This is a genomic window from Micromonospora sp. NPDC047644 (genome assembly GCF_040704315.1).
Classification (GTDB): Bacteria; Actinomycetota; Actinomycetes; order Mycobacteriales; family Micromonosporaceae; genus Micromonospora.
This window is the reverse complement of sequence record NZ_JBEYSY010000007.1, coordinates 183101-203172: the sequence shown is the minus strand read 5'-3', so window position 1 is coordinate 203172 and position 20072 is coordinate 183101. Positions and strand designations below refer to the sequence as shown.

The window sequence follows — 20072 nt, the reverse complement described above, 5'->3', positions numbered from 1 at the left end:
TATTTATGTGTCAAGCCCGTCGATGTTTGTTCGGGCAGTCGCCGCTCTCTGCGGTAGCCACTCCGACGCCGCCCCCGGACGAGTAGAGCCACAGCCCTGACGCGCCCGCCCGAGTCGTCTCACCTCCGGGTCATGACGGCAAGCCGGCCGGCGGTCCCGGGTTGCCGCCGAGCGGATGCTGGAGGGGTAGGGCGTCCTCCCGGCGGGGCGTCAGCTACCGATCGTGTACTCGCCGGGGCGCGGAACGGTGACCGTGATCCAGTCGCCGGCGGCGGCGACCGTGGCGCCGCCCGAGGCGGACAGCCAGCGGCTGTGCCGGATCCGTACCGCCACCGTCGCGGCGCGAGGGCTCCAGAAGGTCACCGAGGCCCCGTCGGCGCGGGCCAGTTCGGCGGGGGCGCCGACCAGCGGCGTCGGGTCGGTGACCGCCCAGACCCGCCAGTGCGGGCCGGACCAGACCGGGATGAGGTAGGGCAGCCCGCTCTCGACCAGCGCCGCCTCGGCCCGCCCCACCCAGGACAGCGGGGCGTCCGGCAGCGCCACGTACTGCACAGCGTTGTCGTTCAGCCAGGCTCGGTAGCTGGCCGGGTTCAGCGGTACGCCGGTGCCGGACGCGCCGGGCACGGTGGTGAAGAACAGCGCGTTGCGCTCGATGTCGGCCTGCCGTAGCCAACCCCGGGCCAGCGGCACCTCACCGAGCCGGGCTGCCTCCCAGTAGTTGCGCGTCGGTGGCACCTCGAGCCTGCCGGTGAGCCGCTGCTCGCCCAGGAACGTGCGCAGTGGCGCGTAGTAGCCCTGCGCGCTGGTCGGGTCGCCGATGCTGCGCAGATCGGCGGGGACCACCGGCGGCTGCCAGACGCACACCGCCATCAGCAGCGCGACCAAGCCGAACCCGCCCAGCAGCCGGGCGCGACGGGTGCCGCCGGACGGCGCGGCGAGCGTGGCGGACCGGTGAGCCATCCGGGTGGTGAGCCAGGCCGGCGGGCAGGCGACGGCGGCCAGCACCGGCAGCGCGAACATCGTGACCAGCCGGGTCGCGTTCAAACCCACCGGGGTGTGCACCAGCGCCGCGGCGAGCACCCCGGCGGCGGAGAGGAGCGCCGCGAACCGCACCGGTCGGTACGTCACCAGCGCGGCCACCACCAGACTGGTCACCACCGCGCGCAGCGTGTCGGTCCGACTGATGTTCATCCAACCGCCGTCGCCGAACAACAGGGCTGTCACGGCCAGCGGCACGGCCGCCGCGATGCCGAGAGCCAGGCCGTCGGCGTACCGGCGACTGAGCAGCAGCGCGACGCCGGCCAGACCGACGAACAGGCCAGCCACCGGGCTGGTCGCGGAGGCAAGCAGCGCTCCAGCCGCGCCGAGCCCGAGCCGCAGCAGCGTCCGTCCGTCCGTCCGCCCTTGTCTGGTGTACGCGTCGGAGCGGCCAAGCGTGAGCGCCAGCAGTGCGGCCAGCCCGAACGCCACCCCCAGGGCGTACGTGACCCGGCCGGAGACCAGGTTGCCGGTGAGCGTGACCACCCCGACCAGGCTGCCCAGCAGCGGCCGGGGCGCCTCGCTGCGGGTCAACAGTGCGGCCAGCGCGGCAGCCGACGCCACCAGAGCCAACGCTCCGGTCACCCGCACGCCGAGCAACGCCATCACCGGCTGGGACACCAGGCTGTAGCCGAACTGCTGTACCCCGCCGTACCAGCGCAGGTCCACCGGCGTCGGACCGTGGGCGGCGAAGAAGCCCGCCCGGGCGACCTGCGCGGAGAGGTCCGAGCCCATCAGCGGCAGGGCCAGCCAGAGCGCGCTGAGCACGATGGCGGAACCGGTGGACACCGCCACCACCCGACTGCGCCGCATGCCCACCTCCGTACCGCGACCACCGTACTGGCAGCATGTCCGGCGTGCCTCACCACCTCGCGCGTTGGACCGGACTGGCCGGCTCGGCGCTGCTCGCCGTCGCCGCGTTCCTCGGCGGCGCTCTCCCCGGGTCACCCCTGCGTCCCACCCCGGTCAGCATCTGGCAGGGCCCACACGGACCGCTGGTCATCGCTGCCTGGCTGGTCGGCACCGGGCTGATGGCGTACGCGTGGTGGTCGCTGCGGGACAAGGTGCCGTCGACCCGCTGGGCGCTGATCACCGTCGGGCTGTGGCTGCTGCCGGTGCTGATCGCGCCGCCGCTGGCGAGCCGCGATGTCTACGCGTACGCCTGTCAGGGAGCCAGCTACGCCGCTGGGATCAACCCGTACGAGCAGGGCGTCTCGGCGTTGCCCTGCCCCTGGCTGGACACCATCTCGTACATCTGGCGGGACACCCCGGCACCGTACGGGCCGCTGTTCGTGGTGCTCTCCGGTGCGATCGTCAAGGCCACCGGCTCGCTCACCGGCGCAATCGTGGCGTTCCGGCTGATCGCGGTGGCCGGGGTGGCGCTGACAGCCGTCAGCCTGCCGGTGCTGGCCCGGCGGGCCGGCGTACCCGCCGGTCGGGCGGTCTGGCTGGCGCTGGGCTGCCCGCTGGTCGCCGTACACCTCGTTTCCGGTGCCCACAACGACGCGCTGATGGTCGGGCTCCTGGTCGCCGGGCTGGCGGTGATCGCCTCCCGGCCCGGCGGCCCCGGGCCGTTACTCGCTGGCGGCATGCTGCTCGGGCTGGCCGCTGCGATCAAGGTGACGGCATTGGTCGTGGTGCCGTTCGCGGCCCTGGCCGCCATCGCTGGCGGGTACTCGATCCGGGCTCTGATCCGACACGGCGGGTGGGTGGTCGGCGGCGCGGTCGCCGTCGTGGCCGGGGTGACCTACGCGGCCGGGCTGGACTTCGGCTGGGTCGGCGGGCTGGAACGGGGCGGCGACGTGATCGCCTGGACCTCACCGTCCACCGCTGTCGGGCAGACCATCGGCTACCTGGCGGTGCCCTTCGGCGGGCACATCGACGCGCTGCCGGTGACCCGGGGGATCGGCATGGCGGTGCTGGCACTGCTCCTGGTCTGGCTCTGGTGGCGAGCCCGCACCCGGGACCCGCTCTGGCACGCCGGCCTCGCGCTGGCCGCCACGGTCGCCCTCGCGCCGCTTTTCCACCCCTGGTACTGGATCTGGCCGTTGGCCGTGCTGGCGGCCACCGCCCAGCGCACCAGATGGTTCACAGTGCTCGCCCTGGTCGCGTCGTTCCTGGTGCTGCCCGACGGCACCGGGCTGCCCCGGTACACCAAGACGGTCGGGGCGCCGCTGATGACGCTGTTGGTGATCGTGCTGGTCATCCGGTTGGTACGGTCGGCTCGGGCGGCCCGTCAGCCGGTCGCCGCCGACTGAGGGAAGGTGCGCCGGTGACCGCTCCCGGTGCCTCTCGCTCCCGGTACGCCGGCCTGGTCGGGGCGGTTCTGCTCGCCGTGGCCGGATACCTCGGCGGGGCGCTGCCCGACGCCCCGCTGGGCGTGACACCCGCGTCGATCTGGCGGACCCCGGACGGCCCGGCGACGCTGACCTGCTGGCTGATCGGCACCGTGCTGCTGGTCGGGGCGTGGTGGTCACTGCGCGACGGTGTGCCGTCGACCCGGTGGGCGTACGTCACCGCCGGGCTGTGGGCGCTACCGCTACTGCTCGCGCCACCGCTGGGCAGCCGGGACGTCTACTCGTACGCCTGCCAGGGTTGGACGTACGCGCACGGCGTCGACCCGTACACAGTGGGGGTGGCGGCGGCGGGCTGCCCCTGGCTGGACACCGTGGCACCGATCTGGCGGGACACCCCGGCACCGTACGGCCCGGTCTTCGTCCTGCTGGCGGCCCTCGCCGTCGGCCTCGGCGGCGGGCTCACCGGGACCATCGTGGCGCTGCGCGTGATCGCCGTGGCGGGGCTGCTACTGGCCGCGATCTGCCTGCCCGCTCTGGCCCGGGCGGCCGGGGTGCCGGCCCGACGGGCGGTCTGGTTGACGCTGGCCGGTCCGCTGGTCGGCGTACACCTGGTGGCCGGCGCGCACAACGACGCCGTGATGCTGGGCCTGCTGCTGTGCGGACTGCTGGTAGTGGTCCGGCGACCAGGTCGGCCGGCGGCGCTGCTGCTGGCCGGAGCGCTGCTCGGGCTGGCGGTCACGGTGAAGGCCAGCGCCGTGGTGGTGGTGCCGTTCGCCGTACTGGCCGGGATGCCCGACCAGTACACCGTTCGGGCGCTGCTGCGCCAGGCTGGTTGGCTGGCCGGCGGGCTGCTGGCCGCGCTGTTGGTCACCGCTGCGGTGTCCGGCCTCGGCTTCGGCTGGGTGGGCGGGCTGACCCACAGCGGCGACTCGGAGCAGTGGACGTCACCACCCACCGCCGTGGGCTTCGTGGTCGACTACGCCGCTGCGCTGGTCGGCCGGGACCCGCAGGCGGTGCCGGTGGTCCGAGCGGTCGCGCTGCTGCTGCTCGTCGGGGTCCTGCTGGTGCTCTGGTGGCGGGCCTGGCAGACCCTCCGCGAGCTGAACGACGTCGCGGGTCGCGAGGTGGGGCGTTGCGGGGTCGCGGGTCGCGAGGTGGGGCGGTGCGGGGTCGCGGGTCGCGAGGTGGCTGCTCGCGAGGGGGCGTCTTCCGGTGGTGGCGCACCCTCGGGGCTCGCGCGCCCTGAGGGTGGGCGTCCTGCGGTGGTGCGATCCCGGGTGGCGCTGCACGGCGCGGCGTTGGCGCTGGTCGCCACCGTCGTCCTGTCCCCGGTCTTCCACCCCTGGTACGCGACCTGGCCGCTGGCGCTGCTCGCGCTCACCGCCGCCCGCACGAGTTGGTTCATGCTGCCCACCGCTGCGGCAGCCTTCCTCGCCCTGCCCGACGGCACCAACCTGGCCCGCGTCACCAAGGCACCCGGTGCCCTGGCGATGACCGCCCTGCTCCTGACCGTCCTCATCCGCACCTTCCGCGCCGCCCATGCCGCCCGCGCTGTCCACCACTGACGCCCCTGACGCCGTTGATCATGAGGTTGACGGGGGCAATCCGGGCGGAACGCCTCGCCAACCTCATGATTGCCCTCGTCCTTTGCGCAAGATCGTGCTCGAACGTGGATGTAGTGGTCTCCGACGAGACTGAGACCACTCGATCCAGGATCGAGCACGATCTTGGGGCGGGGCGGGGCGGGGCGGGGCGGGGCGGTGGGGTCAGGGGGTGGGGGTCAGGCTCGCGCGCCGCAGGTGGGGCAGGGCTGGGTTGAGGGCTTGAGAGTGGAGGTCCGGCGCGAGCGGAACAGGACGGTCAGGAGTAGTACGGCCGGACCGGCGAGCGCGACGGCGACAGCGCTCACTGCCAGCTCCGCGAAGGTGACGGCGCCTCGTGCCGCGCCGAAGTTGTCAGCCAGGCCGGGCACCGCCAGGAAGCCGGCGGGAGTGAGCAGCGTGACGAGCGCCCAGCCGCCGCGGGCGTCCCCGCCCAGTGCCAGCCCCATGGCCAACAGGGCCCCGACGGCCAGTAACAGTCCACCGACGGTGGGCAGGAAGACTTCCATGGCGGCACCGTAGTAGATGAAAACCGGGTCCAAGCCGACCAGGAATTCCGTTCCCAGCATCGCCAACAGTGCGGACAGCGCCGGCGCGAGGCGGATCGCCCGGGACGGTCGATCGGGCAGGGCGAGCCCCAGCAGGCCCAGGACCACCTGCGGCAGCAGCACCATCAGCGGCGGTCGGATTGCGTCGAGCGCTGCGGCCACCGGTGGCAACGCGATCGTGAGCACCAGCGCGAGGGTGATGGCCCACCGGGCGACCCGACCCGGCGCGACGGCGAGCACCACCGCCGCCAGCAGCCATGCCGCCCACACGACGACACCGAGCGAGACGAACGGGCCGACGTGGGGGACGCCCCACTCCACGGGCGGCGGGTGCAGCTCTGCCGTACCCCAGACTCCGGCCAGAGCGCTCGCGGTGACCAGGGCCAGCAGCGCCGCGAGGCGTACCCCGGGGATCAGGTCGGTGACGCCCGCGGCCCGCAGCCGCTGGCGGAGGCCGCCGCGCACCAGGTCTGCGGCGTCCGCCGGCGTCGGCCAGCGTTGGCCGAGGGCGGCCAGGTCGAGGTAGGTGCCGACGATTTCGGCGCCGCGGGCGCGCCGGTAGTCGGCGGGGTACGCGCGCAGCAGCCGGAGGTAACGGCGTTCCAGGTCGTTCATGCCAAGCCTCCGGCCGTGCGCGGGGTGGTCGGGAGGGCGGCGCGAGTCCGCTTGGACAGCCGGGCGGTGGCGGCCTCGACGTTGCGGCGCAGCCGCTCGGTCTCGGTGCTCAACGTGGTCTCACCGGCGGGGGAGAGGCGGTAGTAGCGGCGCAGTCGGCCGTCCACCACCTCCTCCCGGTCGACCTCGACGAGGCCGGCGTCGACCAGCCGGTCGAGCGCCCCGTAGAGCGTCCCGGGGCGTAGCGACACGCGGTTGTCGGAGAGGGCGGCGACCTCACCGATCAGCCCGTAGCCGTGCATCGGCTGGGCGGCCAGCGCGGTGAGGATCAGGAAGGTCGGTTCGCGTAGAGGTGTGTCCACCGGAGCAATATATCGGACGCGAAGGTATGTCGGGGGTGGCGCACAGCGAGCCGGGCCGGCTCCGCGGTGAGCGGAGCCGGCCCGGCCGGTGTTTCGAGCGACTGCTCAGCAGTCGTAGTACATGGCGAACTCGTGCGGGGTCGGGCGCAGACGCACCGGGTCGACCTCGTTGGCGCGCTTCCAGTCGACCCAGGTGGAGATCAGGTCGGGAGTGAAGACGCCGCCGTCGAGCAGGTAGTCGTGGTCGGCCTCCAGCGAGTCGAGCACTGCCGACAGCGAGCCCGGCACCTGCTTGACGTCGCCCCACTCCTCCGGCGGGAGGTCGTAGAGGTCCTTGTCGATCGGCGTCGGCGGCTCGATCTTGCTCTTGATGCCGTCGAGGCCGGCCATCATCATGGCCGAGAAGGCCAGGTAGACGTTCGCCGACGGGTCCGGGACGCGGAACTCGACGCGCTTGGCCTTCGGGTTCGCGCCGGTCACCGGGATGCGGGTGCAGGCGGACCGGTTGCGCTGCGAGTAGACCAGGTTGACCGGCGCCTCGAAGCCCGGCACCAGGCGACGGTACGAGTTGATCGTCGGGTTGGTGAAGGCCAGCAGCGACGGCGCGTGGTGCAGCAGACCACCGATGTACCAGCGGGCCATGTCGGACAGGCCGGCGTAGCCGGTCTCGTCGTAGAACAGCGGCTCACCGTTGAGCCAGAGGCTCTGGTGGGTGTGCATGCCGGAGCCGTTGTCGCCGAACAGCGGCTTGGGCATGAACGTCGCGGTCTTGCCGTTGGCCCAGGCCTCGTTCTTCACGATGTACTTGAAGAGCTGGAGCTGGTCACCGGCGTGCAGCAGGGTGGAGAACCGGTAGTTGATCTCGGACTGGCCGGCGGTGCCCACCTCGTGGTGCGAGCGCTCCACGTTGAAGCCGGTGTCGACCAGGCGGCGCACGATCGAGTCACGCAGGTCGGCGTAGTGGTCGACCGGCGGGACGGGGAAGTAGCCGCCCTTGTACGCGGTCTTGTAACCGCGGTTGCCGCCCGGCTCTTCGCGGCCGGTGTTCCAGGCGCCCTCGATCGAGTCGATGTAGTAGAACGACTGGTGCGCCGAGGTCTCGTGGCGGATCGAGTCGAAGATGTAGAACTCCGCCTCGGCGCCGAAGTAAGCGGTGTCGGCGATGCCGCTCGCCGCCAGGTACGCCTCGGCCTTCTTCGCCACGTTGCGCGGGTCGCGGCTGTAGGCCTCGCGGGTGAACGGGTCGTGGATGAAGAAGTTGAGCGCGAGCGTCTTCTGCGCGCGGAACGGGTCGATGAACGCGGTGGCGACATCCGGGAGCAGGAGCATGTCCGACTCGTGGATCGCCTGGAAACCGCGGATCGACGAACCGTCGAACGCGAGGCCGTCGGTGAAGAGGTCGTCGTTGACGGACTCGACCGGCAGGTTGAAGTGCTGCATCACGCCGGGCAGGTCACAGAAACGAACGTCGACGAACTTCACGTCCTCGTTCTTGAGGTATCGCAGCAGTTCCTCGGGATTGGCGAACACACATCCTCCTGGCACGTCCACGGGGTGGCTAGGCTTCTGGCGACGCTAGGGCCGGGGGGTTGCCCGGCCGTGTCTCCGTTGTTTCTGCCGTGTTACGTCCCTCGCAGAGCGTCAGGCACGCCCCGTCCACGCCTCAGGCCCGCCAGGGACGCCGTACCGACTGTGCCATTGTAATAACATCTGATCGCTTTGGCCTGAATCGGCACGCAGTGGCGGCGGCACCCGGCAAGCCCTCATCCCGGCGCGGATACCCTTGACCGCTGTGACCAATCCGCACCTCCCGGCAGCGCCGGCCACCGACCCCAGCTTCACCGCGCCGAGCCTCGGTCGGCGGTTCGGAGCGCTGATCATCGACTGGGTGCTCTGCCTGCTGGTGTCCAACTTCTTCGCCGACCCGGTACGCGACGGCTGGGCCCCGGTGCTGGTGCTGGTCCTGGTGTACGGCATCTTCCTCGGCCTGTTCGCCCAGACTCCGGGCATGTTCATCACGAAGGTCCGCTGCGTGAACTGGCACGACGGCGGCCGGATCGGGGTGCTCCGGGGGCTGATCCGTGGCCTCCTGCTGGCCCTCGTCGTCCCCGCACTGATCATGGACGAGCACCGACGCGGCCTGCACGACCGGATCGCCGGCTCCGTCATCGTCGATGCCCCCCGCGCCTGACCCAACCCACGCCGAGCCTGCTCCACGCCACCCCGCCACCCCGCCACCCGGTTCCCGCCACCGGGCTCTCGGCACCACGGCTCCCGCCACCACGGCTCCCGGCAAGATCGCAATCGACCCCTGGCCCAGGTGACACGGCGAGTTCCGAACCCAGGATCGCCACTCCGGAACCCCCCCTCGCCTGCGTCGATCTTGCAATTCCTGTCGCCGATATGCACGAGATGCCCGCCTATGTCGCAATAGAAAGTGCAAGATCGCGGAGGAGGGGGAGCTGGGCCTCGTTGATCATGGAGTTGCGGTGCCCGGTTTGCTCTGGGGCAGGCACTTTGTCACCCACCACAACTCCATGATCGACGGGGCAGGGCGTGGGAATGCAGGGTCGCTCCGTTTGACGCAACGGGTTGACGTCGAGATCTAGCACGATCTTGGAAGGGCACCCGGGCGGGATAGGCGGGGCGCGTTCGACGCCAGACGCGAAAGAGCCGGACCCGTGTGGGCCCGGCTCTTTTACGCGTACACCTCGGGGGTCAGCGGCCCCGCGACTGGCGGAAGGCGCCTGGCGGCCGCATGTTCTTCGGGATCGCGCCCTTGGGCATCTGCGGCCGGGCGGTGAGCGCCTTGAGGCGTTTGTCCAGCGAGTTGACGTCCTTGCCGGAGAGGGCGCGGGGCAGGCGCAGCAGCGTGGTCCGCAGCTTGCGGATCGGCAGCTCGCCCTCCTCCTGCCCGATCACGTAGTCGTGCAGGGGAGCGGAGCCGATCACCTTGGACAGCCGCCGCTTCTCCTGGCCGAGCAGGCCGCGCACCCGCTGCGGGTTGCCCTCGGCCAGTAGGATCACGCCCGGGCGGCCGATCACCAGGTGGATCATGTCCATCTGGGTGGTCGAGCTGACCGCCGGGGTCACCCGCCAGTCGCCGCGCATGTTCTCCATGATCTGCGCCGCCGCGCCGGGTTGCCCCTCGGCGGCGTTCATCATCGCCTTGTTTGACCGCAGGTTGAGCACGATCAGCACCGCGAGCAGGATGAACAGGATGCCCAGCGGCAGCCAGATCCAGCCCCAGAGGATGACCGCGACCACGGTGAGCGCGAGCGGGAGCAGCACCGCGGCGGCGACCAACGGCGCGAACCACCGGTCCTGCTTGGCGGTGAACTGGAACACCATCCCGATCTGCTTCAGCCGCTGGCCGAACGAGACCTTCTCCTGGGGCTTTGCCATGCCGCAGAGTCTAGTGGTCGCCGCCGGCCCGGTTGATCCGCGTCCGGGTGCCGGGGCAGCTGAGTACCTTACGTCGCCGCGAGCGCCCTGAGTGGCCGGCTAAGGAGGCGGTGGGCGCGGAAGATGAGGCACCGTGCCCATGCCCGGGTGGGGCCTTCGCGCGAAGAGTCGTCAGCAGAAGACGACGACGCCACGAAGGAGCCCGACATGTTCGGCAACGACGCAGATTTCCTGCTCACCCTGCACCGTACCCACGCCGCCGAGCTGCGCGCCGACGCTGCCGCGGATCGGCTCGCCCGGTCCCTGTCCCGTCCGATCAGCCGAGGGTGGTTGGGCCGGCGCAGGCAGGCCGGTCGCACCGGCGACGCCCGCCGGTGACCGCGCTCGGCGTGGCCGCCACGTCCACCGCGCCCGACGGGGCCGTCACGGTTACCGCGCCCGACGGGGCCGTCACGGTTACCGCGCCCGTCGGGCTGGCCGCTCGAACCGACCCGACCCCGCCGCCCGGCCGCCGGCCGATCGGCGGGGCCGGCGGGGCGGGCCGTCATGGCATGCTCGAACACGTGACCGTACGCGCCGCCAGCTCCGTCCTCGTCGGGCGTCACCGCGAGACCGTGGCACTACGAGACGCGCTGGGCCGGGCGCGGGCCGGGGAGCCGACCGCCGTGCTGGTCGGCGGCGAGGCTGGGGTGGGTAAGACCCGGCTGCTGGAGGAGTTCGCGGGCTGGGCCACCGAGGGCGCGGCGCGGGTGCTCGTCGGTCAGTGCCTGGAGCTGGGCGAGGCGGGTCTGCCGTTCGCGCCGTTCGCCGCCGCGTTGCGGGCGGTGCTCCGCGCCGACGGCCCCGAGGTCTTCGCCGGTTACGAGGCGGAGTTCGCTCCGCTCCTGCCGGAGCTGGGCCGTGCCTCCGCGGCGCTGACCACCCCGCGCGCGGTCCCGCTCGGCGACGCCCCGCGCGGCTACCTGTTCGACCTGGTCGCCGAGCTGTTCCAGCGGCTGGCCGATGCGCGCCCGCTGGTCCTGATCATCGAGGACCTGCACTGGGCCGACCGTTCCACCCGAGATCTGATCGGTTTCCTCGTCCGGGCGGCGAGGCCGGGCCGGCTGCTGCTGGTCTGCACCTACCGCACCGACGAGTTGCAGCGCGGGCACCCGCTGCGCCCGTTCCTCGCCGAGCTGGATCGGGCCCGGGGTGTGGAGCGGGTCGAGCTGGCCCGCCTGGACCGCGACGGTACCGCCGCGATCCTCGCCGACCTGCTCGGCGGCGAGCCGCTCGCCCGGGCCGTCGACGATGTCCACCGCCGCACCCAGGGCAACCCCTTCTTCATCGAGGAGTTGGCCGTCGCCGGTGACCCTATCGGCTGTGCGGCGCTGCCCGAGACGCTGCGTGACCTGCTGCTGGCCCGGGTGGACCGGCTTCCGGAGCCGGCGCAGCGGGTGCTGCGGATCGCCGCCGCCGGCGGCACCCGGTTCGCCCACGACCTGCTCGCCGAGGTTGCCGGGCTGCCCGAAACCGAGCTGGAGGACGCGTTACGCGCCGCCGTCGCCGCCCAGTTGGTGGTGGCCGACCGGGACGGTGACTACGAGTTCCGACACGCGCTGGTCCGCGAGGCCGTACACGACGAGTTGCTGCCCGGTGAGCACGCCCGGCTGCACGCCCGTTTCGCCGCCGCCATCGAGGCCCAACCGCATCTGGTCGCCGCCGGCCGGGCCCCGGCCGAGATCGCCCACCACTGGTACGCCGCGCACGACCACCCGCGCGCCCTCGTCGCCGCACGAGCCGCCGCGTGCGCCGCCGCCGACCGCTACGCGTACGCCGAGCAGCGTCGACTGTTGGAGCGGGCGCTGGAGTTGTGGGAACTGGTGCCGGACGCCGCCGATCTACTCGGCATGGACCATCTGGCGTTGCTGGAGCAGACGCTGGCCGCGGCGGTCACGGCCGGCGACTTCAGCCGGGCTATCACGCTGACCCGGGCCGGACTGGCCGAGGTGGACACCGACGCCGCACCGCTGCGCGCCGCCCGCCTGCTCAACCAGCGGGGTCGGCTGATGGCCCTGCTCGGCAAGAGCGACGGTCGCCGCGAGCTGGAAGAGGCGTACCGGCTGGCGGCCGGCGGCCCCCGTGACGTGGCGCGGGTTCGGCTGCTGGCCGACATCGCCGCGCACATGGTCAAGATCGACCCCGGACAGGCGGCCCGGGTGGCTGCCGAGGCTGCGGTGGACGGCAGGGCGCTCGGTGAGGACCTGGCGTTGCTGCACACCCGGATCGCCCTGCTCTGCCACGGCGAGCGGGACCTGGAGCGGGGGTTGGCCGAGCTGAGCCAGGCTGAGGCCGTCGTCCGCGAGTCCGGGGACTCCACGGCTCTGGTGCTCGCCCGGGTGTACCAGTCGGACGTGCTGTGCGAGCTGGGCCGCTACGCCGAGTCCGCGCAGGCCGCCGAGGCCGGCGTGGCCGAGGCGCGACGGGTGGGGATCAGCCGCTCCACCGGGGCGTACCTGCTCTCCAACCGGGCCGAGGCGCTCATCGCGTTGGGTCGGTGGGACGAGGCCGAGGCGGTCTGCGGAGAGGCCGCCCGGATCGACCTGTCCGGTGTCACCAGTCTGCACTGGATCCAGTTGGGCGCCGGGCTGCGGCTGGCCCGTGCCCATCCCGGCGCCGACGAGCTGGTCGAGCGGGCGCTCACCTTCCTCAACCGACCGTACCTGTGGCCGAACCACCGCCTGCCCCTGCGCGAGCTGGCGATCGAGGCGGCGCTGGCCGCGGACGACAAGGTCGAGGCGGTACGGGCGGCCCGCGTAGCGGTGGCCGACGAGAGCCTGCCGCGCCTGCCCCGGGAGGGCTGGCCGGTGCTCAGCGCCGCCGCGCGTACCGCGGCGCGGGTGAGTGACCGGGAGTTGGCCGCGGCCGTGGCGGCGCTCGCCACCGACCTGCCGGCGCGGCACCCGGCCGCCCGCGCGCACGCCGCCCAGGTCACCGCGCTGCTCGCGGTCGGCGACCAGGCGCTGCCGGCGTGGCGTGCGGCGGTCGACGCGTGGCGGGCCGACGGGCAGCCCTACCCGTTGGGCAGGGCGCTGCTGGCGCTGGGCGAGGCGACGGCCGCAGCGGGGGAGCGCGACGAGGCGGCGGCGGCGGTCACCGAGGCCACCGAGATCGGCCGGCGGCTGGGCGCGACCCCGCTGGTCGAGGCGGCCGCCACCCTGGCGCGGCGGGTCGGGCTGCGCGCCGGGGGCGGGGCCGGAGCGGACCTGTTGACCGCCCGGGAGCGGGAGGTGCTGCGCCTGGTCGCCGAGGGGCACAGCAACAGCCGGATCGCGGAGCGGCTGTTCATCTCGCCGAAGACCGCGAGCGTGCACGTCTCCCGGATCATCGCGAAGCTGGGTGTGACCAACCGGGTCGAGGCCGCCGCCCTGGCCCACCGCCTCGGCCTGCTCACCGAGGCCGCCGGGCCGCGCTGACGCGCGCCGGGACCGCGTCACCGGGACCGCCAGGCCGCCCACCGGGACCGCCAGGCCGCCCACCGGGACCGCCGCGCTGGCGCGCGCCGGGACCGCCGCGCTGACGTGGGCCGTCGGGGTCAGCGCGGCAGGTAGATGCGCCAGCCCTCGATGGTGACCAGGTCGAGGCTGCCCGGCGTCGTTCGCTGTCGCTCGTCGAGCACCTCCGCGAGGGGTGAGCCGGCCGGCGCGACCCAGGCCGGCGCCGCCGCCCTGTCCACCTCCCGCCGGTACGCGGGGTAGCGGTCGAAACCGGGGCGCAGGGTGTCGTCGACGACCGCGCAGACCACCTGCTCGGCGCTGGCGAAGGTGAGCCGGTTGCAGGTCCAGTAGCCGGCGCGCACGTGCCGTACGCCGAGCTGACGCAGGGTGCTCACCAGCTCGGTGTGCCGGGACTCGGCGGCCCGGGTCGCCGGGACGGTCTCCGCCGCCCACCAGGTGGCGTGGGCCGCGGTGCCCAGCGTGGCGGCGAGCACCACCACCGCCACCGACCGGGCCAGCGTCGGCCCGACGCCACGTCGGCCGGTCGCCGCCGGACGCAGCCCGTGCCGGGCCACCGTCCACACCGGCCAGAGCAGCGCCGGCAGGGAGATGAGCAGGCAGGACAGGTAGCGGGAACTCTCCACCGGGGTGAGCCCGGCGGAACTGCTCACTGTGTACGCGCCGAGGGTGGCCACCGCGGCCAGCACGAGCGCCAGCCGCGCCGCCGCGGCCACCCGAGGCGACACCGTGTCGGGGCCGGCAGCGGCAGAGCCGGCGAGATCGGGTTCGCCGGTACGCAGGGCCCGCCAGGCGGTGACGGCGGCGATGGCCAGCAGCAGCGGCAGGGCGAGCGCCCACCACAGTTGCCAGGTGGCGCACTGCCCGGGAGCGCAGAATCCGATGCCCAGCCCGGGGCCGAGCACCAGGCCGCCGTGCAGCCGGTCCGGCCAGTCCGCGCTGGCGTTCGTGCCGCTGGCCGCGAGCACGGCGCGCAGCGGGTTGCGCCCGGTCAGCAGGCTGTGCAGCAGCAGCGGGGCCGCTCCCAGCACGGCCGCCGCCCCGAGGACCGCCCCGGCTGCACCCCACAGCTCCCGGCGGCGGAACCCGACGAGGACCGCGCCGGCGGCCGCGACGTACGGCAGCACGAGCGGGTCGACCCAGAGCATCAGCCCGGCCAGGAACCCCCACAGGGCCCAGCGCGCCAGCCGCCAACCGGGTCGCCCGGCGTCAGTCGCCCGCCCGTCGGGTCGCCCGGCGTCGGTCGCCCGCCCGTCGGGTCGCCCGGCGTCGGCCGTCCGCTGCCCCGGTCGGCCGGTGGCGAGGTCCACGGCGAGCAGGGCCAGCGCCGCCCCGGCCGCGTTCATCTCGGGGTAGCCGCCGCCGGCGATCAGCTGGTTCTTGACGATCCGGTCGGAGCCGAGGGCCAGCAGCGCCACCATCAGCAGGCCGAACCACCGGTCCCCGGTCAGCCGCAGGGTCAACCGCCAGGCCAGCAGCAGGAACAGCGCGTACAGGGCCAGCGTGGGCAACCGCAGCCCGAGCAGCGACGGCCCACCGGCGAGGGCGAACACCGGCGCGGCCAGGTACGCCTCCAGCGTGCCCATGTACTGCTGGCCGTAGAACCAGACCGGGAAGCCCTCGCCCCGGGCGATGTGCAGCGCGGCCAGCCCCATGGTGGCCTCGTCGCTGTTCGTCGGCGGGGCGGCGTGCAGTAGCAGCCAGAGCCGGTAACCCACCCCGGCGAGCGCCGCCAACCCGGTGAGCCAACCGACCAGGCCGGTACGCGCGCCCGGTCGCGGGCGCGGCGGGCCCGCGCCGCGCGGCTGCTCGCGTACGCCGACGGTCATCACAGGATCATGACACCCGGACGCGGAACGGCCGCGCGGCGCTGCGGGCGACGTCAGCTGGCGGTGGCGACCGAGGCGGCGGCGCGGGCGTCGATGGCCTGCTGGTAGAGCCGGCCGGCCCGGTACGACGAACGCACCAGCGGCCCGCTCATCACCCCGGCGAAGCCGATCTCCTCGGCCTCCTCGCGCAGCTCCACGAACTCCTCCGGCTTGACCCAGCGGGTCACCGGGTGGTGGCGGGGCGAGGGGCGCAGGTACTGGGTGATGGTGATCAGCTCGCAGCCGGCGTCGTGCAGGTCGCGCAGGGCCTGCGACACTTCGGCCCGCTCCTCGCCCATGCCCAGGATCAGGTTGCTCTTGGTGACCAGGCCGTCGGCGCGGGCCTGCCGGATCACGTCCAGCGAGCGGTCGTAGCGGAACGCCGGCCGGATGCGCTTGAAGATGCGCGGCACCGTCTCCACGTTGTGGGCCAGCACCTCGGGGCGGGAGCCGAAGACCTCGGCCAACTGCTCGGGGACGGCGTTGAAGTCCGGGATCAGCAGCTCGACGCCGCAGCCAGGCTGCAACGCGTGGATCTGTCGGACGGTCTCGGCGTACAGCCAGGCACCGCCGTCGGGCAGGTCGTCACGGGCGACACCGGTGATGGTGGCGTAACGCAGCCCCATCGAGACCACCGACTCGGCGACGCGGCGCGGCTCGTCGGCGTCGAACTCGGCCGGCTTGCCGGTGTCGATCTGGCAGAAGTCGCAGCGCCGGGTGCACTGGTCACCACCGATGAGGAAGGTGGCCTCCCGGTCTTCCCAACATTCGTAGATGTTGGGGCAGCCGGCCTCCTGGCAGACGGTGTGCAGCCCCTCGCGCGAGACGAGCCCGCGCAACTGGGTGTACTCCGGGCCCATCTTGGCCTTGACCTTGATCCATGGCGGTTTGCGCTCGATCGGCGTCTCGGCGTTACGCGCCTCGATCCGCAGCAGACGCCGCCCCTCGGGGGCCGCCGTTGCGGTGCGCGCTGCCTGGCCGGTCGTCGGCGCGGAGTGCTCGATCGTCACGAAAATGAGCCTACGCCGGACGGCAGCCGTCTATGTGCGTCAGGCGACCGGCGTCACGCCCCAAACGTTGTGACGCCGGACACCGGGGTGTCGAAAATGTGCGTCACACGAGAGGGATTCGGGTGCTACGGTCACCGCCAACAGCGACGACGGAGCCGAGTAGCCCCCGACCCGCCAGTGCAGAGAGCCGCCGGTGCTGAGAGGCGGTCTGGCGCCGGGGCGTGAAGACCCTCCCGAGCTGCGGGAAGAACGGCCGCGGGCCCTCCGCGCCCAGTAGAGCCCGCCCGGCTGGCCCCGGTCATCAGGCGACGAACGAGGCCCCCGCTCCGGCGGGGGCGAAGGTGTGGTGGCACCGCGAGGATCCCGCTCGCCCACACCTCCCTGGGGCTGATGCGACGCTTTCGCCACCCCGGGGCGGCGACGGCGTGGCGATCGACCGAGGAGCAACTCGCCATGCAACGAACCCTGTCCCACCACCTGCCCGCGCACGTCGGCACGACAGTGCGGATCGCCGGCTGGGTGCACCGTCGCCGACTGCTCAAGTCGGTGGCCTTCCTGATCGTGCGGGACGCCACCGGCCTGACCCAGGTGGTAGTCACCGACCCGACCGTCCGCGCCGAGCTGGAGAAACTCACCGAAGAGACGGCCGTCGAGGTCACCGCGACGGCCACCGCGAACGGCACGGCGCCCGCCGGGGTCGAGCTGACCGACCCGACGGTACGTCCGCTCGGGCCGCCCGCCGTGCCGCCGCCGTTCGACCTGTACCGGCCGGCACTCACCGCGAGCCTGCCCACCCAGCTCGACAACGCGCCCACCGCGCTGCGGCACCCCACCCGCTCGGCCGCCCTGCGGATCTCGGCGGCCGCGGTGGCCGGGTTCCGGGCTGCCCTCGACGCCCAGGACTTCGTGGAGGTCCACACGCCGAAGGTGGTCAGCTCCAGCACCGAGAGCGGCGCGGACGTGTTCGCGCTGGACTGGTTCGGTCGACCCGCCTACCTGGCCCAGTCACCGCAGTTCTACAAGCAGGTGATGGTCGGCGTCTTCGAACGTGTCTACGAGGTCGGGCCGGTCTTCCGGGCCGAACCGCACGACACGGTCCGGCACCTCGCGCAGTACACGTCGCTCGACGCGGAGCTGGGCTTCGTCGGCGACCACCGGGACGTGATGCGCGTCCTGCGCGACACGGTGGCCGGGATGCTCGGCACCGTGGGCGAGCGGGCCGGCGGCGCACTGGCCACGCTCGGCGTCACGCCGCCGCAGGTGCCGGCGGAGATCCCGGCGGTGCACTTCACCGAGGCGCTGACGATCGCCGGCGCGCCCGCCGATGAGCCGGACCTCGCGCCCGCCCACGAACGGGCGCTGGGCGAGTGGGCCCGCCGCGAACACGGGTCGGACTTCCTGTTCGTCACCGGCTACCCGATGGCCAAGCGGCCCTTCTACACCCACCCGGACCCGGCGCGGCCCGCGTACTCGAACGGTTTTGACCTGCTGTTTCGCGGTTTGGAGCTGGTCACCGGCGGGCAGCGGTTGCACCGGCACGCCGACTACCTGGCGGCGTTGGCGGCCCGGGGCGAGCCGGTCGAGCCGTACGCCGGCTACCTGGACGCGTTCCGGCACGGCATGCCGCCGCACGGCGGCTTCGCCATCGGTCTGGAACGGTTCGTGGCCCGGCTGGTCGGCGCGGCGAACGTCCGCGAGGTCACCGCGTTCCCCCGTGACCTGCACCGCCTGACCCCGTGAGCGAGGGGCCCCCGGCGGTGACGTCGGGGGCCGTCGTTCAGACCGTGATGAGGGTGGAGAGTCGGCGTTCGACCACCGGAAGCACGTCGGCGACGCTGATCGGCCGACCAAGCTCAGCGGTGAGTGAGGTGACGCCGGCGTCCCGGATGCCGCACGGCACGATCCGGTCGAAGTACGTCAGGTCGCAGTCGCAGTTGATCGAGAAGCCGTGCAGGGTGACGCCCCGGGCCACCCGGATGCCGATGGCCGCCACCTTGCGGGCCGGGCCCCGGTCGTCCTCGGGCACCCAGACCCCGCTGCGCCCCTCGACCCGGCCGGCGGTCAGCCCGAACTCGGCGCACACGTCGATGAGCAGCTCTTCGGTCCGGCGCACGTAGGCGACCACGTCCACCGGGTCGGGCAGGCGCAGGATCGGGTAACCGACGAGCTGCCCCGGCCCATGCCAGGTGATCTTGCCGCCACGGTCCACGTCGACGACCGGGGTGCCGTCCATGGGCCGGTCCCACGGTTCGGTGCGCTTGCCCGCCGTGTAGACGCTCGGGTGCTCCAGCAGCAGCACTGTGTCGCCACGCTCGCCAGCCACCACCGACTCGTGCAGGCTCCGCTGCTCGTCCCAGGCGGCCTGGTAGTCGAGCAGACCGGCACGGACGGCCGTCAGGCCGGGGGTCGTCGTTGTCACGGCAACCAGCCTAGTCCCGTCCGGGGCGATCATCCCTGGTGAGCCGCCTCACGAGGACCAGGTCAGCCGGTCGCGGTGCCGCTCGGCGGTTGGCTGTCACGGCGCAGCAGGGCCCGTCGCGGCGCGGTGACGACGGACGCGGCGGACGATGAGAGCGATCACGAGCAGCGCCGGCACGGCCAGCGTCAGGTAGACCCAGATCGGGGCGGCGAAGGGTGACGGTCGGGGTTCCGGCCCACCGAACGCCGCCCGGGTCAGCAGGTCGCCCGGCACCATCAGGTCGGTCGACCCGACCGGCGTGGTCACCAGCACCTCGCGACCGCCCTCGGGCGACAGCGCGGCGAGAACGGCCTGCCGGTCGGTGTCCGCCTCCGTTCTGTTGACATAGCGCAGGAGCGGGTCGTCGCCGCGCCAGCCGACGATCCCGCTGACCGAGGTGCCGGCCGGCAGCGCCCGGCCGACCGCCTGACCGGTGGTCGCGTCCAGGAACTCGATTCGCCAGCTGCGCGCCGCCACCTGCTCGGCCGTGCACCGCGGCCCGGCGCAGCCGTCGAAGGCGAGCAGCGCGAGCCGCCGGCCGTCCGGATGCCAGGCGGCGGGGCCGGCCAGTATCCGCCGGTCGCCCAGGTCGACCTGCCAGCGAGGACCGCCGCCGGTCGGGTCCAGGACCACAAGTCGCTGCCGCTCGGCGAGCCGGGCAGGCACGTCCGGCGAGCCGGTGACCGCCACCAGGTCGCCGGCGGGGGACCAGGCCGCCTTGGTGTGGTCGGCGAAGGTGCCGGCCGCGACCACCTGCTCGGTGCCCTGGTACGGGTCGACGACGAGCAGGTCGTCGGGCTTCTCCGGGTCGTTGAGCTGCTGATTGTCCGGCCCGTAGCTGATCACGTGATCGTCGTTGCTGCGGGTGCCGAGCACGCGTCGCCCCTCCGGTGACCAGGCGAACGGGTGCAGCCCGGGTTTCACAGTGCGGCGCTGCCGGCCGGTGGTGAGGTCCAGCAACTCGCCGGAGTGCGGCCGCAGGTAGTGGCGCCCGTCGGGGGAGAGCAACCCGTGCCCCTCCGCCATGCCGATCGGGATGAGCCGGTACGCGCCGTCCCGGGCGACCAGGACGCCGGTCGACTCGAAATAGCGGGTGCGGTCGGTGAAGAACACCAACGCGGCCGGACCGGCCGGGCGTTGCCCGACGGTGGCCTGCCACAGCCACGGGTCGCGCACCCGGCTCGGCACCACCCCGGCCGTGCTGTCGGTGAGAGTGCGGCTCGCGGCCGTGGCGGGGCTGTCGGCGGCCGTGGCCGCCGGCGCGCTGAGCGCGACGAGCCCCAGCGCGAGCCCGGCCACCGCGGCACGCCGCAGTCGCCCGCCGGTCGATTCCATCGGCCCATTAGACGCGATGACGGCCGGTCGTGGTGCCCCGA

15 protein-coding genes are annotated in these 20072 nt (G+C 73.2%); 6 read left to right on the top strand and 9 right to left on the bottom strand.

Annotation, left to right across the window (positions count from 1 at the left end):
- Positions 1-210: 210 nt before the first annotated feature.
- Positions 211-1851 (bottom strand): hypothetical protein, encoded by a 1641-nt coding sequence (locus AB0877_RS13720; RefSeq protein ID WP_366608879.1) that lies wholly within the window; start codon positions 1849-1851, stop codon positions 211-213.
- 44 nt (positions 1852-1895) lie between these two features.
- On the opposite strand from AB0877_RS13720, the gene mptB (AB0877_RS13715) reads away from it, so the two are divergent.
- Together mptB (AB0877_RS13715) and mptB (AB0877_RS13710) are read left to right on the top strand one after the other, a co-directional pair.
- Entirely contained in the window at positions 1896-3296 is a 1401-nt protein-coding gene (gene mptB / locus AB0877_RS13715) for a polyprenol phosphomannose-dependent alpha 1,6 mannosyltransferase MptB (protein ID WP_366608878.1), read from the top strand.
- A gap of 14 nt (positions 3297-3310) precedes the next feature.
- Entirely contained in the window at positions 3311-4900 is a 1590-nt protein-coding gene (gene mptB, locus AB0877_RS13710; protein ID WP_366608877.1) for a polyprenol phosphomannose-dependent alpha 1,6 mannosyltransferase MptB, read from the top strand.
- A 215-nt stretch (positions 4901-5115) separates the two neighbouring features.
- Here the strand turns inward: mptB (AB0877_RS13710) and AB0877_RS13705 are convergent, their stop codons facing one another.
- The 3 genes from AB0877_RS13705 to glnA all read right to left on the bottom strand — a co-directional run bounded on the left by AB0877_RS13705 (position 5116) and on the right by glnA (position 7991).
- Positions 5116-6099 carry a hypothetical protein gene (locus AB0877_RS13705; protein ID WP_366608876.1) on the bottom strand — a complete coding sequence of 328 codons (984 nt, stop codon included), beginning with the start codon at positions 6097-6099 and terminating at the stop codon, positions 5116-5118.
- Positions 6096-6461, bottom strand: coding sequence for a helix-turn-helix transcriptional regulator (locus tag AB0877_RS13700; protein ID WP_357206601.1), 366 nt, complete (start codon positions 6459-6461; stop codon positions 6096-6098). The genes AB0877_RS13705 and AB0877_RS13700 overlap by 4 nt, the downstream gene beginning before the upstream one ends.
- Positions 6462-6566: 105 nt before the next feature.
- Positions 6567-7991 carry a type I glutamate--ammonia ligase gene (glnA, locus tag AB0877_RS13695; RefSeq protein ID WP_112671701.1) on the bottom strand — a complete coding sequence of 475 codons (1425 nt, stop codon included), beginning with the start codon at positions 7989-7991 and terminating at the stop codon, positions 6567-6569.
- Positions 7992-8253: 262 nt separating this feature from the next.
- On the opposite strand from glnA, the gene AB0877_RS13690 reads away from it, so the two are divergent.
- Positions 8254-8652 carry an RDD family protein gene (locus AB0877_RS13690; protein ID WP_366608875.1) on the top strand — a complete coding sequence of 133 codons (399 nt, stop codon included), beginning with the start codon at positions 8254-8256 and terminating at the stop codon, positions 8650-8652.
- A gap of 527 nt (positions 8653-9179) precedes the next feature.
- On the opposite strand, the gene AB0877_RS13685 is transcribed toward AB0877_RS13690, so the two are convergent.
- Entirely contained in the window at positions 9180-9866 is a 687-nt protein-coding gene (locus AB0877_RS13685; protein WP_347659390.1) for a DUF4191 domain-containing protein, read from the bottom strand.
- 207 nt (positions 9867-10073) lie between these two features.
- Between AB0877_RS13685 and AB0877_RS13680 the strand changes: the two genes are divergently transcribed.
- On the top strand, positions 10074-10244 hold the full coding sequence (locus tag AB0877_RS13680; RefSeq protein ID WP_366608874.1) for a hypothetical protein: 171 nt from the start codon (positions 10074-10076) through the stop codon (positions 10242-10244).
- Between the two features lie 185 nt (positions 10245-10429).
- Complete coding sequence (locus tag AB0877_RS13675) at positions 10430-13321, top strand: AAA family ATPase (RefSeq protein ID WP_366608873.1); 2892 nt, start codon at positions 10430-10432, stop codon at positions 13319-13321.
- A 119-nt stretch (positions 13322-13440) separates the two neighbouring features.
- Here the strand turns inward: AB0877_RS13675 and AB0877_RS13670 are convergent, their stop codons facing one another.
- Together AB0877_RS13670 and lipA are read right to left on the bottom strand one after the other, a co-directional pair.
- On the bottom strand, positions 13441-15189 hold the full coding sequence (locus AB0877_RS13670; RefSeq protein WP_366608872.1) for a hypothetical protein: 1749 nt from the start codon (positions 15187-15189) through the stop codon (positions 13441-13443).
- A 53-nt stretch (positions 15190-15242) separates the two neighbouring features.
- Entirely contained in the window at positions 15243-16238 is a 996-nt protein-coding gene (gene lipA / locus AB0877_RS13665) for a lipoyl synthase (RefSeq protein WP_366608871.1), read from the bottom strand.
- Positions 16239-16691: 453 nt separating this feature from the next.
- Here lipA and aspS point away from each other — a divergent pair, with 453 nt between their 5' ends.
- Positions 16692-17978 carry an aspartate--tRNA(Asn) ligase gene (aspS, locus tag AB0877_RS13660; protein ID WP_366608870.1) on the top strand — a complete coding sequence of 429 codons (1287 nt, stop codon included), beginning with the start codon at positions 16692-16694 and terminating at the stop codon, positions 17976-17978.
- A gap of 37 nt (positions 17979-18015) precedes the next feature.
- Here aspS and lipB read toward each other — a convergent pair whose 3' ends face one another.
- The gene (gene lipB, locus AB0877_RS13655) at positions 18016-18657 is read right to left on the bottom strand and encodes a lipoyl(octanoyl) transferase LipB (protein WP_366608869.1); all 642 of its coding nucleotides are present in this window, start codon (positions 18655-18657) and stop codon (positions 18016-18018) included.
- 96 nt (positions 18658-18753) lie between these two features.
- Positions 18754-20031, bottom strand: a complete 1278-nt coding sequence (locus AB0877_RS13650) for a hypothetical protein (protein ID WP_366608868.1) — start codon at positions 20029-20031, stop codon at positions 18754-18756.
- Positions 20032-20072: the final 41 nt, after the last annotated feature.

Excerpts from the sequence above, each read along its gene's own strand:
- AB0877_RS13680 (WP_366608874.1), top strand. The coding sequence starts at position 10,074 with ATGTTCGGCAACGACGCAGATTTCCTGCTCACCCTGCACCGTACCCAC.
- AB0877_RS13670 (WP_366608872.1), bottom strand. The coding sequence starts at position 15,189 with ATGACCGTCGGCGTACGCGAGCAGCCGCGCGGCGCGGGCCCGCCGCGC.
- AB0877_RS13705 (WP_366608876.1), bottom strand. The coding sequence starts at position 6,099 with ATGAACGACCTGGAACGCCGTTACCTCCGGCTGCTGCGCGCGTACCCC.
- AB0877_RS13720 (WP_366608879.1), bottom strand. The coding sequence starts at position 1,851 with ATGCGGCGCAGTCGGGTGGTGGCGGTGTCCACCGGTTCCGCCATCGTG.
- AB0877_RS13685 (WP_347659390.1), bottom strand. The coding sequence starts at position 9,866 with ATGGCAAAGCCCCAGGAGAAGGTCTCGTTCGGCCAGCGGCTGAAGCAG.
- AB0877_RS13650 (WP_366608868.1), bottom strand. The coding sequence starts at position 20,031 with ATGGAATCGACCGGCGGGCGACTGCGGCGTGCCGCGGTGGCCGGGCTC.
- aspS (WP_366608870.1), top strand. The coding sequence starts at position 16,692 with ATGCAACGAACCCTGTCCCACCACCTGCCCGCGCACGTCGGCACGACA.